Below are 13,927 nucleotides of genomic sequence, written 5' to 3' on the forward strand. Positions count from 1 at the left end.
GCGGCGCCTACGCCTCCACCGCCTCCACGGCCTTCACCGCTTCCACCCGCACCGCACACGCCTTGAACTCCGGCATGCGGGAGGTCGGGTCCAGCGCCGGGTTGGTGAGGGTGTTGGCGCGGCCCTCGCCCGGCCAGTGGAACGGCATGAAGACGGTGTCCGGGCGGATGGACGTGGTGATCCGCGCCGGTGCCACCGCACGGCCCCGCCGGGACACGACCGCCACCGGGTCGCCCTCGGCCGCGCCCAGCCGCTCCGCCAGCCTCGGATGCAGCTCCACGAAGGGGCCCGGCGCGGCGGCGTTCAGCTCGTCGACGCGGCGCGTCTGGGCGCCGGACTGGTACTGGGCCACCACCCGACCGGTCGTCAGCAGCACTGGGTACTCGGCGTCGGGTTCCTCGGCGACGGCCCGATGCGAAACGGCCACGAAGCGGGCACGCCCGTCATCGGTGGCGAAACGGTCGAGGAACAGACGGGGCGTACCGGGGTGGACGCCCGGGGTTTCGTCGCCCTGCGCGGGGCCGTCCGGGTGGTACACGGCGAGCGCGAAATCCTCGGACCCGCCGACGACTTCGAACCCCGCACCCTTGCGGCCGTCGGCGCCCCGCGAGCCCGCGTCCATGGCCCCGGCCGCGCCCTCGAAGCGCGCGCCCATGGCGCCCTCGGCATCTTGCATGCCCTCGCCCTCGTGGTTGTCGGCGCCCCGCGGGCCCGCGTGCATGGGCCCGGCCGCGCCCTCGAAGCGCGCGCCCATGGCGCCCTCGGCATCTTGCGGGCCCGCACCCTTGTGGCTGTCGGCGCCCCGCGGGCCCGCGTGCATGGGGCCGGCCGCGCCCTCGAAGCGCGCGCCCATGGCGCCCTCGGCGCCTTGCATGCCCTCGCCCTCGTGGCCGTCGGCGCCCCGCGGGCCCGCGCCCCCGTGGTCGGCGGCGCCCTGAGAGACCGCGCCCCCAGGGCCCCCCGTCGCCCCCTCCTCCGGTGTCGGGCACGGCCAGAACACGCCGTTTTCCTCCGCCAGTCGGCGATACGTGATCCCGGAATAGTCCGCGGGCCCGCCCGCGCTCGCTCGGCGCAGTTCCTCGAAGACCTCCTCGGGGTCGGTCGGGAAGCCCTTCTCCACGCCGAGCCGGGCGGCCAGTTCGTGCATGACCTCCAGGTCGCTGCGGACGCCCTCCGGAGGGGTGATCGCCTGCCGCCGCAGCAGCACCCGGCCCTCCAGGTTGGTCGTGGTGCCGGTCTCCTCAGCCCACTGCGTCACCGGCAGCACGACGTCCGCGAGGGCCGCCGTCTCCGACAGCACCACATCGCACACGGCGAGGAAGTCGAGGGACTTGATCCGCTCCTCCACATGCGCGGCGCGCGGCGCCGACACCACCGGGTTGGAACCCATCAGCAGCAGCGCCCGGATGTCGGTGCCGAGCGCGTCCAGCAGCTCGTACGCGCTGCGTCCGGGCCCCGGCAGGCTGTCCGGGTCGACGCCCCACACGTCGGCCACATGCCGCCGCGCCGCCGGGTCGGTCAGCTTGCGGTAGCCGGGCAACTGGTCGGCCTTCTGCCCGTGTTCGCGCCCACCCTGCCCGTTGCCCTGCCCGGTCAGACAGCCGTACCCGGACAGCGGGCGCCCCGCCCGTCCCGTCGCCAGGCACAGGTTGATCCACGCGCCCACCGTGTCCGTGCCCTTGGACTGCTGCTCCGGCCCGCGCGCGGTGAGCACCATCGCGGCCTCCGGCTCGCAGAACAGCCGCACAGCCTCCCGAAGTTGAGGCACGGACACCCCGGTGATCCGCTCCACGTACTCCGGCCAGTGCGCCATCGCCGCGGCGCGCGCGTCCTCCCAGCCGGTCGTCCGCTCCAGGATGTACTCCGCGTCGGTCCGCCCCTCGGCGACGACCAGATGCAGCAGCCCCAGCGCGAGCGCGAGATCGGTCCCCGGCCGGGGCGCGAGGTGCAGGTCGGCCTGCTCGGCGGTCTTCGTGCGGCGCGGGTCGACGACGATCAGCGTGCCGCCGTTGTCCTTCAGCTCGGTCAGATACCGCAGCGCGGGCGGCATGGTCTCCGCGAGGTTCGAGCCGACCAGGATCACGCACCCCGTCTTCGGGATGTCCTCCAGCGGGAAGGGCAGCCCCCGGTCCAGCCCGAAGGCCTTGGTCCCGGCCGCCGCGGCCGACGACATGCAGAACCGCCCGTTGTAGTCGATCTGGGAGGTGCCCAGCGCGATCCGCGCGAACTTGCCGAGCGTGTACGCCTTCTCGTTGGTCAGCCCGCCCCCGCCGAACACGCCCAGCGCGTCGGGCCCGTGCGCCGACCGGATCGAGGACAACCCCTCGGCGATCCGGTCCAGGGCCTCGTCCCAGCTCGCGGGTACCAGCTCGCCGCCCTCCCGCACCAGCGGCGAGGACAGCCGCACCCGCGACGACAGCACCGCCGGCGCCGTCCGGCCCTTGCCGCACAGCGCGCCCCGGTTCACGGGAAAGTCCACGCGCTCGGTCACCTCGACCGTCCCGTCCGGGGCGGGCGTGAGATTCATCCCGCACTGCAGGGCGCAGTACGGGCAGTGCGTGGGCGTCGCGGAGGTTTCCATGCATTTCAGCGTGCGTCGGCCGTGTTACGTGCCGGGACGGCTCTTTGTTACACGGACGCGACGGTGATCTCCCCGCCGGGGCCGGACCGCCGTGAGACACCCGGCCCCGATGGCCGGCCGGAGGCGGCGAAGCCCCCGCCCGGCCCCGGTCACCGCCGGATCAGCACTCGTAGGCGTAGTAGGGGACGTCGCCCTCTTCCAGCCCGATGTACTCGGTCGTGTACGGGTCGATGTAGACACAGGACGGGTCGAAGCCGTCCACTTCGACCGAGGCGTAGATGCCGTGACCGCACTCGTTGTAGATCGCGGCCCAGCCGGCGCCGGAGCCGGTCAGGGTGGCGCAGCCCACGAGCGGCGTGGGGTCGTCCTCGTCGAAGGGAGCCGCCGAGGCGGCCGTGACGGCGGCCGGCGCCAGGAACAGCGCCGTGGTCACAGCGGTCACGAGAGCGGTACGAAGCCGGGTCATCGGTTGTCCTCTCTGCCGGGCAGGGGCAGCAACTGCCCCTGCCACGCGGGGAGTTGGCCTTACGAGCGACGACACTATCCGTAATCGACCGGCTACGGAACGTACTCAAGTCGCTTGTCACGCCCCCGAGTGAGCAACTCCCGGCAAACCGACCTGACCTCACATCGGCCCAAAAGCCGCAGCTCAACGACCGTTTCCGGTCAAGATTCAGCCGACCTCGTCACTGCTCCCCGCCCGCCGCCAGGGCCCGCTCCACGCCCGGCTCCCGGGGCCCGAGGAACCGCGGATCGGGCTTGAAGACGACGTCCAGCGCGCCCTTTCCCGCCGCGAGGATCTCCCGGACACCCCCGTAGTACCAGGTCCCGTCGTGCCGCTCGTCCACGCCGACCCCGTACGACGTCACCCCCGCCGCCTCGCACAACGCGACCGCGCGCCGGATGTGGAAGCCCTGGCTGATCAGCACGGCCTCGTCGACCCCGAAGACCTTCCGGGCCCGCACACAGGAGTCCCAGGTGTCGAAGCCCGCGTAGTCGCTGACGATCCGGGCGTCCGGGACGCCGTTCCGGGTGAGATAGGCCCGCATGGCGTCCGGCTCGTCGTAGTCCTCGCGGCTGTTGTCACCGGTGACGAGCACCACCCTCACCCGCCCCGCGCGATACAGCTCGGCCGCCGCGTCGAGACGGTGGGCGAGATACGGCGACGGCTCGCCGTTCCACAGACCCGCACCGAAGACCACCGCGACGTCGGTACGGGGCGCGTCGGCGGCCGTGCGCAGCCGGTCGTCCGTGCTGACGTGCATCCACGTCGACGGCAACAGCGCGAGCACGCACCCCGCGAGCAGCGCCTGCACCAGCCGCCGCTGCCCGGTCCGGGTGCGCGGCAGCCGCGGCCGGCGGATCTTCATGACGTCGCCCTCCCGATCGACTCCGACACGTCGGCGACACATCGGTTTCACCACAAAGAGACGCTCCGCACGGCCCCCGAGTTCCGTGACCACCATCACGTCGGCCACCGAAACCCCAGGTCACCCCACCTCACACACCCCGGGCCCCGCACGGTGAACCCGACGAAAACACCCGTGACGCCCGCGCAACCGGTCGGCAACGTCGCGGCGCAACGATGGGTTCATGACGGCGTTGCTCCCGCTTCACGACGAGTCCGACCACCGCCCCGGCTCCCCGGCGCTGGTCCTGGTGGCCCATGGCAGCCGCGACCCCCGCACCCTCGCCACGGTCCACACCCTCCTCGACCGGATCCGCGAGCTGCGCCCCGGCCTGCGCGTACACCTCGGCCACATCGAGCTGAACGAGCCCCTGCTGCCCGACACCCTCGCCGCCCTCGGCGACGACGAGGCGATCCTCGTACCGCTCCTGCTCAGCCGCGGCTACCACATCAAGCAGGACATCCCCGAGATGGCCGCCACCGCCCGGGCCCGCACGCGCGTCGCCGCCCCGCTCGGCCCGCACCCCCTCCTCGTGGAGACCCTGTACACCCGCCTGGCCGAGGCGGGCTGGCGCACCCCCACGACGGAGTCCGCACGCCGCTCGACCGCCGTGATCCTCGCCGCGGCCGGCTCCCGAGACCCCGACGCGGCAACGGACACCGGCCGCACGGCAACCCTGCTCGCCACCCGCCTGCGCGTCCCGGTCCTCCCGGCCTACGCGTCGGCCGCGTCCCCCACGGTCCCGGAGGCGATCCGCACACTCAGGTCCCAGGGCGTCCGGAACATCGCCCTGGCCTCGTACTTCACCGCCCCGGGCCGCTTCGCGAGGGAGTGCGCCGAGGCGACCCCGGGCATAGCGGCGGCCCCACTGGGCGCGCACCCCTTGATGGCGCGACTGCTCCTGCACCGCTACGACGAGACGGAGACGCGGGCACCCTTGAAACCGGCGCTGGCTGTAGCTTCCTAGGGGCGCGGGGCTGTATCGATGTGCGGCTCCGCCGCGTGGGCGCGACCAGCCCCAGACAACCCGCACCCGCCCCACAACATGGCCGACCAGACGCATACGCGAATGTCACCCCCTCCACGTACTGTCGAGCCATGGAAGGCACCGCACAGCAGCCGCACGAGAACCACATCCCACCCCCCGGCTACGACCCGACGTCAGTCGAACGCTGGGCCCCCGAGCCCGACAAACGCCCCGGCCGCACAGCCTTCCAACGCGACCGAGCCCGCATCCTCCACTCCGCCGCCCTGAGAAGACTCTCCGGCAAAACCCAGGTCGTCACCCCCGGAGGAACCGGCGCGGCCTGGGACCCCAGCCCCCGCACCCGCCTCACCCACTCCCTCGAATGCGCCCAGGTCGGCCGCGAACTCGGCGCGGCCCTCGGCTGCGACCCCGACCTGGTCGAAGCCGCCTGCCTCTCGCACGACCTCGGCCACCCACCCTTCGGTCACAACGGCGAACAGGCCCTCAACGAATTCGCCGAGGACTGCGGCGGTTTCGAGGGCAACGCCCAGTCCCTGCGCCTCCTCACCCGCATCGAGCCCAAACGCTTCACCCCCGAGGGCTCCGTCGGTCTCAACCTCACCCGCGCCGCCCTCGACGCCGCCACCAAGTACCCCTGGCCACGCGGCGCCCACCCCACCGCCCCGGACTCCGTGAAGTTCGGCGTCTACGAGGACGACCGCCCGGTGTTCGACTGGGCCCGCAAGGACGCCCCCGGCACCCGCACCTGCTTCGAGGCCCAGGTCATGGACTGGTCCGACGACGTGGCGTACTCGGTGCACGACGTCGAGGACGGCCTGCACGCCGGCCACATCGACCCCAACTGCCTGCACGCGGAGCCGGAACGACAGGCGGTGTTCGAGGTCGCCATCGGCCGGTACGTCCCCGCCGACACCGACCCCGGCGAACTCGCCGCCGCCCTCGACCGGCTCCTCGACGAGGAGTGGTGGCCGCACGGCTACGACGGCACGGCCGTCGCCCAGGCCCGCCTCAAGGACGCCACCAGCCAGCTCATCGGCCGCTTCTGCCTGGCCGCCGAGGGCGCCACCAGGGAGGCGTACGGCGGCGGCCGGCTCACCAGATACGGCGCGGAACTCGTCGTACCGCGCGAGACCCGCATGGAGTGCGCGGTGCTGAAGGCGGTCGCCGACCGGTACGTCATGCAGCGCGCCGAACAGGCCCGGCTCCGCGCCGACCAGCGGGTCGTCGTCGCCGAACTGGCCGAGGCGCTCACCGCCCGCGCCCCGGACGGACTGGACCCGCAGTTCCGCGCGCTGTTCGACAGGGCCCCCGACGACCGGGCCCGCAAACGGGTGATCGTCGACCAGATCGCGTCCCTGACGGACGCCTCGGCACGGTCGCTTCACGTGAGGCTGACAGGTCACCTGTGAGACTGGCGCGACGCGGGTGACCCCATAAGGGTCCGAAGGTGACCCTGCGTGGCCTGATCGGGGCACTCCCTCTTCCCGCATCACGCTCCGTGCGGGACGCTCGCATATGGCGGGACGTTGAACTCGCACGGGGCGGCACGTTAACGAGGAGGCATCAAGTGGTCGACGCGGATCAGACGTTCGTGATCGTCGGAGGAGGGCTCGCCGGCGCCAAGGCGGCCGAGACGCTGCGGGCGGAGGGCTTCAGCGGCCGGGTGATACTGATCTGCGACGAACGCGACCACCCCTACGAGCGCCCGGCCCTGTCGAAGGGGTACCTGCTCGGCAAGGAGGAGCGCGACAGCCTCTTCGTGCACGAACCCGCCTGGTACGCGCGGAACGACATCGAGCTGCACCTCGGCCAGACCGTCGACGCGATCGACCGTACGGCGAAGACGGTCCGCTTCGGCGAGGACGGCACCGTCGTCCGGTACGACAAACTGCTGCTGGCCACCGGTGCCGAGCCCCGCCGTCTGGACATCCCCGGCACCGACCTGGCCGGCGTCCACCACCTGCGCCGTCTCGCGCACTCCGATCGGCTGCGCGGCGTGCTGCACTCGCTGGGCCGGGACAACGGCCACATGGTGATCGCCGGCGCGGGCTGGATCGGCCTGGAGGTCGCGGCGGCGGCGCGGGAGTACGGCGCGGAGGTCACCGTCGTCGAGCCGGAGCCGACCCCGCTGCACGGGGTGCTCGGCCCCGAGCTGGGCGCCTTCTTCGCCGATCTGCACCGCGAGCACGGTGTCCGCTTCCGCTTCGGGGTCCGGCTGACGGAGATCGTCGGCCAGGACGGCGTGGTGCTGGCCGCCCGTACGGACGACGGCGAGGAGCACCCCGCCCACGACGTCCTCGCCGCGATCGGCGCCGCCCCCCGGATGGCGCTCGCGGAGGCGGCGGGCCTGGAAATCGCGGACCGGGCGCACGGCGGCGGGATCATGGTCGACGAGCATCTGCGCACCTCCGACCCCGACATCTACGCCACCGGTGACGTGGCCGCCTTCCCGCACGCCCTCTTCGACACCCGGATCCGCGTCGAACACTGGGCGAACGCGCTGAACGGCGGCCCGGCGGCGGCGAAGGCGATGCTGGGCTCGGAGATGACGTACGACCGCGTGCCCTACTTCTTCTCCGACCAGTACGACCTGGGGATGGAGTACTCCGGCTGGGCGCCGCCGGGGTCGTACGACCAGGTGGTGCTGCGCGGGGACGCCGGGAAGCGGGAGTTCATCGCGTTCTGGCTGACGGAGGGCCGGGTGCTGGCCGGGATGAACGTGAACGTGTGGGATGTCACAGAGCCGATCCAGAACCTGGTCCGCTCGCGGACGCAGGTGGACACGGAGGCGCTTGCGGACCCGCACGTACCGCTCGAAAACCTCATCCCGTAGTCCCCGTAGAATTCACGCGTGGCAGGACGGATCAACGACGAGGACGTGAAGGCGGTACGGGACGCGGTCCCGATCGACGCCGTGGTGTCCGAGTACCTCCAGCTGCGGAACGCGGGCGGCGGCAACCTCAAGGGGCTGTGCCCGTTCCACGACGAGAAGTCGCCGTCCTTCCAGGTCAGCCCGAGCAAGGGACTCTTCCACTGCTTCGGCTGCCAGGAGGGCGGCGACACCATCACGTTCGTGATGAAGGTCGACCACCTCTCCTTCTCGGAGGCGGTCGAGCGGCTCGCCGCCCAGGCCGGTATCACCCTGCGCTACGAGGAGGGCGGCTACAACCCCGCCCACCAGCGCGGCGAACGCATCCGCCTGGTCGAGGCCCACAAGATCGCCGCCGAGTGGTACGCCGAGCAGCTCGCCACCAGCCCCGAGGCCGAGACCGGCCGGGTCTTCCTGGCCGAACGCGGCTTCGACCAGTCGGCCGCCGTCCACTTCGGCGTCGGCTACAGCCCGCAAGGCTGGGACCACCTCACGCGCTACCTCCGCGGCAAGGGCTTCACCGACAAGGAACTCCTGCTCTCCGGCCTCTCCCAGGAGGGCCGCCGCGGCCCCATCGACCGCTTCCGGGGCCGGCTGATGTGGCCGATCCGCGACATCGGCGGCGAGGTGGTCGGCTTCGGCGCCCGCAAGCTGTACGACGCGGACAACGGACCGAAGTACCTCAACACCCCCGAGACGGCCATCTACAAGAAGTCGCAGGTCCTGTACGGCATCGACCTCGCCAAGAAGGACATCGCCAAGGCGAGCCGCGCGGTCGTCGTCGAGGGCTACACGGACGTCATGGCCTGCCACCTCGCGGGAGTGACCACGGCCATCGCGACCTGCGGCACGGCCTTCGGCGGCGACCACATCAAGATCCTGCGCCGACTCCTCATGGACAACGGCTCGGCCCGCGTGATCTTCACCTTCGACGGCGACGCGGCCGGCCAGAAGGCGGCACTGCGGGCCTTCGAGGACGACCAGAAGTTCGCCGCCGAGACGTACATCGCGATCGCGCCGGACGGCATGGACCCCTGCGACCTGCGCCTGGCGAAGGGCGACGAGGCGGTCGCCGACCTCGTCGAACCCCGCACGCCGCTCTTCGAGTTCGCGTTGCGCCAGATCGTGAGCCGCTACGACCTGGACACCCCGGCCGGCCGCGCGGCCGCGCTGGACGAGGCGGCCCCGGTGGTCGCCCGCATCAAGAACAGCGGCGCCCAGCACGAGGTCGCCGTCCAGCTCGCCGGCATGCTCGGCATCCTGGACACGCAGTTCGTGGTCAAGCGGGTGGCACAGCTGGCCCGTTGGGCGCGCGAGCGGGGCGGCAAGGGCCCGGCGCCGACCCGCCCGCAGCAGACGTACGACGCTCCGGCCGCGCCCGTCCACTCCGGCCCGGCGCTGAACCTGCGCAACCCCGTCTACGCCACCGAACGGGAACTGCTCAAACTCGCCCTCCAGCGCCCCGAGTTGGTCTCCCCGGCCTTCGACGCGTACGGCATCGACGAGTTCACGGCCCCGCCCTACGCCGCCGTACGCCAGGCCGTCCTGGACGCGGGCGGCACCGAGTACGGCGTACAGGACCCGCAGCAGTACCTGATCCGCGTCCGCGAGGCGGCTCCGGACGACACGGTCCGCGCGATGGTCACCGAACTCGCCGTCGAGGCGATCATGCGCCGCACGGTCGACGAGGCGTACGCGGGAGAGCAACTGGTCTGGGTCCGCCGCCGCGCCGTCGACCGCCGCATCCAGGACATCCAGAGCACCCTGACCCGCCTGGGCACGAACGGGGATCCGGCCCAACTGGCCGCCGTACAGAACGAACTCTGGGTCCTCCAGCAGTACGGCCAGGCGTTGCGGGAGCACGGCGCGGCAGCCTTGTGACAGGCGCGCCGCATTCACGCGGATTACGCCCTGCCTTCCCCTGCACGATGTTTCTTCTCCGAAGTGCGTGGATCTGCCATTCACTGGCGTTCTCGTCAGTGGACAAGATCTGGAGAGTGGGATTTCATGACGCGGCCTGCGAGTTGACTGTGAAAGTCGGGCAGGCATCGTCAATCCGTTCACTCGGTACATGAGGAGACAGACGGTGAGTGCCAGATGGAGAGCCGCGCCCCTGTGGCGCGGCTTCATGGCCACCCTTATAGCACTGTTGATGGTCATGGGCGCCGACCCGCGTCCCGCGGCGGCGGCCGCCGAGGACGAACCGCCGTTCGACAGGGCGGACGTCGTGGAGGCGTGGAAGTACGGCGGCCCCGGTGTGAAGGAGGCCGCCGCGGCCGCTCTGCTGGGGTCCGACGAGGACATCCAGACCTTCATGACCACGGATTTGCCGAACGTCTGGGAGGACGACCTGCGGGTGCAGGTCGCCCAGGTCATGGCGTTGGGCGGACCCGGCGTGCGGGCGGCCGCCAACACCGCGATGAGCGGGGGTGCCACGGAGCTGAAGGCGTTCCTGAACGACGGCTTCGTACCCGCCTACGAGGAGGATCTGCGGGTCGAGGTGGCCACGGTGATGGCCACCGGCGGTCCGGGCGTGAAAGCGGCGGGCAACACGGCGCTGAACGGCACAGCCGACGACTGGGAGGCGTTCCTCCGCGACGGCCAGTACGCGGCTCGCGCGGACGACAACCGGGTGCAGGTCGCCCGCCTGCTCGGCACCGGCGGCAAGAACGTCAAGCTGCTGGCCGGACAGGCGCTGGACGGCACGAACGAGGACGTCGAGGAGTTCCTGGACCACGGCTGGGCGGTCGCCGCCGCGCGGGACCAGGAGACGCTGACGGTCTCTCAGCTCGCGGTGCTGGCCGACACGGCGCAGAAGCGGGCCTCCCAGCTGACGGAGAAGGCGAAGGAAGAGGCGGCCAAGGCCGAGGCGGCGACGAAGGCCGCCAAGGAGGCGGCGCTGGTCGCGGCGCAGGAAGCGCAGGCGGCGAAGGAGTCGGCGGGCAGGGCCGCGGCCGCGGCCTCCCGTGCGGCGGCGGCCGCCGACCGTGCGGCCCAGGCCGCCCGTACGGCCGTGGCGGCGGCCGCCGCGGCGAACGAGACGGCGCGGGTGGCGGCGACGGCCGCGGCTCAGGCGGCCTACGCCGCGAGCCAGGCCGGCGGGGCCGCCTCCGTGGCCCGGTCCGCGGCAGCGGCCGCCGCGGGTGACGCGGCTCAGGCATCGCAGGCCAGGCAGGCGGCGCAGAAGGCACGCGACGCGGCCAAGGGCGCCAAGAAGGCCGCGGACGCGGCCGACCAGGCGGGTATCGCGGCCGACAACGCGGCGAAGGCGGCGGGAGCCGCGGCCAGCGCGGGCCTGAACGCCGCCGCGGCGGCAGCCGCCGCAGCGGACGCCGACCGGTGGGCCGGGGAGGCCGGCGCGCAGAGCACGAAGGCCGCCGAGGCGGCGGCACGGGCCAAGCGGCTGGCGGACCAGGCGACCCGGGCGGCCGGCAGCGCCCAGGCCAACGCCAACCAGGCCGCGACCGCGGCCCGGCAGTCCCGGGACGCGGCCAACGAGGCGGCGGCGCACGCCGAGGCGGCCGCCACGGCGGCCGACAAGGCCGCCGACGAGGCGGGCAAGGCCGTCGACGCCGCCAAGGCGGCCACCGACGCGGCCAACGCGGCGACCGAGTCGGCGAACGACGCCCTGTCGGCGGCCGAGCGGGCGTCGGGCGTGATCGAGCTGGCCCGCAAGGCCGACGCGGAGCGGCTGGCCCAGCAGCAGGAGGAGGCCGTCCTCGCGGCCGAAGAGGCCAACGCCGTCTACGAGAAGAAGCGGGCCGAGGAGAAGTACGAGATCGGCCGGCTGCACGAGCTGGACGCCCGGACCAGGACGCTGCTCGCGGAGGCGGCGGCCGCTTCGGACCCGGCGGTCACCGCGGCCAAGGGCCGGCAGGCGGCCCTGAATCTGCTGGGCGGCGGCACCTGGGTGAGCGACGCCGCGGAGACGGCTCTGTCCGGCGACGACGCCGAGGTCGCCGAGTTCGTACGCACGCGGCTCGCGGTGGCCATGGAGCAGGACGACCGGGTCAGTGTCGCCCACATCGCCGCCACCACCGAGATCCCCGCGCAGCGGCAGGCCGCGCTTCAGGCGCTGGACCAGCCCGTCGAGCAGGTGCGGGAGTTCCTGCGGACCCGCGCCTACCCGGGCAAGGAGGACGACGACCGGGTCGCCGTGGCCAGGATCGCGGCCGCGGGCGGTCCGGGGGTGAAGGCCGCCGCGAGCGAGGCTCTCGACGGAACCGCCGAGGACGTCGCCGAGTTCCTGGAGACCGGGCAGTACCAGGCGCGTGAGGACGACGAGCGCGTCGCCGTCACCCAGGCCTTGGCCAACGGCGGCCCCGAAGTCAAGGCGGCCGCGCAGGCGGCACTGTCCGGCCCGCCGGACGGACTGCGCACCTTCCTGGAGCTCGGCCTGTACAAGGCGCGGCAGCGGGACGCCAACGCGGCCGCTCACATCGCCGAGGTCAACACACTCCTGCAGGCGGCCTACAAGTCGGCGTCGCTGGCCCAGAAGGACGCGGCACTGGCGCAGAAGCTGGCTGCCGAGGCCCGCAAGGACGCCGCCAAGGCCCTCGACTGGCGGGACAGGGCCCAAGAGGCCGCTGAACGGGCGAACGACTACGCCCAGCAAGCCGACTCCTCCGCCGACCAGGCGGCCCGGTCCGCGGAGGAAGCCGCCGCGTCGGCCCGCACCGCCCGCAACGCGGCGGCCTCGGCCCAGAGCGCCGCTCAGTCCGCCGCACGCTCCGCCGAACGGGCCGAGCACTCCGCCGCCGTCGCCGGGAACTACGCCTACCAGGCGGGTGTCTCCGCCTACCAGGCCGGCGTCTCGGCGGAAGCCGCCGGCAAGGACGCCACCGCGGCCGCCGCTGCCGCCACGGACGCCATGCGGATCGCGGCCGACAAGCTCGTGGCGGAGCTGAAGGCGCAGATCCAGCAGGAGGCTCAGGAGACCAGCAAGCCGCTGTCGGACGACGAGCTGCGCAGGTCGCTGGAGAAGCGGCTGGTCGAATACCGCAGCACGTACGTCATGGGCAACGAGGACTGGAAGTCCGGTGACGTGCTGCTCGTCTGCGGCGGTGACGGCGCCGGCGGCATGGGCTGCATCCAGAGCACCTACCTCGACCGCCTCATCGCCTGGTTCGTGGGCGCCGAGGAGATCGAGAAGTGCCTGTCCGGCAAGTCCGTCACCTGCCTGGACGACCTCGCCCTCAGCGCCCTGAAGCTCAAGTTCCTCAAGCGGTTGCCCTGCGGGAAGAGCAGTTTCGTCCCGGGCACCCGGGTGCTGCTCGCCGGGGGCGCCACCAAGGCCATCGAGGACGTCCGCGTCGGCGACCTGGTGGTCGCCACCGACCCCGAGACCGGGCGCACACAGGCCGAGCCGGTCGAGAACACGATCACCAGTCGCGGGGCCAAGAACCTCGTGACGGTGTCGGTCCCCGCGACCGGGCCCGGGGCGACGGCGGCGGTCACCGCCACGGACAAGCACAAGTTCTGGGCGGCGGGCGCCGACCGGACGTGGCGCGAGGCGGGAGATCTCGCCCCTGGGACCCGACTGAGGACGGCCGAGGGCACCGAGGTGGCGGTCACCGCGGTGAGCTCCCGGGCGGTGCCGGACCAGCGGGTGCACAACCTGACGGTCGCCGAGCTGCACACGTACTACGTGATGGCGGGCGGCACACCGGTCCTGGCGCACAACGACAGGTGCCCCAACGGCCGGCTGTCGGACAAGCTGCCCAAGGGCATGACCAACGAGATCGCCGCGGCCTACGACCTCTACAAGCAGGGCCGGCTCGTGTCGCACGACGTCTACTCGGGGCGGGAGTGGCCGAAGTGGGCAGGGGCCAAGGAGTACGCGGTGCCCGGCGCGGGCAACGATCAGCGGATTCTGGTCAAGACCCTGCCGAACGGGGTCGAGATGATCGGCTGGACAGCGACCCATTACCAGAAGATCCAGCGCTTCACGGCCCCGCACTTCCCTGACTGGGGTTGGAAGAAGTAGGAACGAGGCCCGGCGGCGGCGAGTCGAACGCACCGGAGTATCGTCGGTGGTTCAGCGACACGGGTACCGCGTTCGGCTCGCCCCGCTCGGGGGC

General features: G+C 72.5%; 8 protein-coding genes. 5 read left to right on the forward strand and 3 right to left on the reverse strand.

Translation table 11 applies throughout. The features are described 5' to 3' along the window. Nucleotides 1–7 precede the first annotated feature (7 nt). From I2W78_RS27210 to I2W78_RS27220, 3 genes are all read right to left on the reverse strand, one after another. Complete coding sequence (locus I2W78_RS27210) at nucleotides 8–2,581, reverse strand: molybdopterin oxidoreductase family protein (protein WP_196462881.1); 2,574 nt, start codon at nucleotides 2,579–2,581, stop codon at nucleotides 8–10. Between the two features lie 160 nt (nucleotides 2,582–2,741). Continuing rightward, nucleotides 2,742–3,047 carry a hypothetical protein gene (locus I2W78_RS27215; RefSeq protein ID WP_196462882.1) on the reverse strand — a complete coding sequence of 102 codons (306 nt, stop codon included), beginning with the start codon at nucleotides 3,045–3,047 and terminating at the stop codon, nucleotides 2,742–2,744. Between the two features lie 220 nt (nucleotides 3,048–3,267). Next, nucleotides 3,268–3,951, reverse strand: a complete 684-nt coding sequence (locus tag I2W78_RS27220; protein ID WP_196462883.1) for a SanA/YdcF family protein — start codon at nucleotides 3,949–3,951, stop codon at nucleotides 3,268–3,270. Nucleotides 3,952–4,174: 223 nt separating this feature from the next. Here I2W78_RS27220 and I2W78_RS27225 point away from each other — a divergent pair, with 223 nt between their 5' ends. The 5 genes from I2W78_RS27225 (at nucleotide 4,175) to I2W78_RS27245 (ending at nucleotide 13,833) form a co-directional block, all read left to right on the forward strand. Next, on the forward strand, nucleotides 4,175–4,957 hold the full coding sequence (locus I2W78_RS27225) for a sirohydrochlorin chelatase (protein WP_196462884.1): 783 nt from the start codon (nucleotides 4,175–4,177) through the stop codon (nucleotides 4,955–4,957). A 131-nt stretch (nucleotides 4,958–5,088) separates the two neighbouring features. After that, entirely contained in the window at nucleotides 5,089–6,387 is a 1,299-nt protein-coding gene (locus I2W78_RS27230) for a deoxyguanosinetriphosphate triphosphohydrolase (protein ID WP_196462885.1), read from the forward strand. Between the two features lie 158 nt (nucleotides 6,388–6,545). Next, nucleotides 6,546–7,811, forward strand: a complete 1,266-nt coding sequence (locus I2W78_RS27235) for an NAD(P)/FAD-dependent oxidoreductase (protein ID WP_196462886.1) — start codon at nucleotides 6,546–6,548, stop codon at nucleotides 7,809–7,811. Between the two features lie 18 nt (nucleotides 7,812–7,829). Continuing rightward, nucleotides 7,830–9,728, forward strand: coding sequence for a DNA primase (gene dnaG, locus I2W78_RS27240; protein ID WP_196462887.1), 1,899 nt, complete (start codon nucleotides 7,830–7,832; stop codon nucleotides 9,726–9,728). Between the two features lie 247 nt (nucleotides 9,729–9,975). Beyond that, on the forward strand, nucleotides 9,976–13,833 hold the full coding sequence (locus I2W78_RS27245) for a polymorphic toxin-type HINT domain-containing protein (RefSeq protein WP_196462888.1): 3,858 nt from the start codon (nucleotides 9,976–9,978) through the stop codon (nucleotides 13,831–13,833). Nucleotides 13,834–13,927: the final 94 nt, after the last annotated feature.

Origin of the sequence: Streptomyces spinoverrucosus (assembly GCF_015712165.1) — a bacterium.
GTDB classification, from domain to species: domain Bacteria; phylum Actinomycetota; class Actinomycetes; order Streptomycetales; family Streptomycetaceae; genus Streptomyces; species Streptomyces spinoverrucosus_A.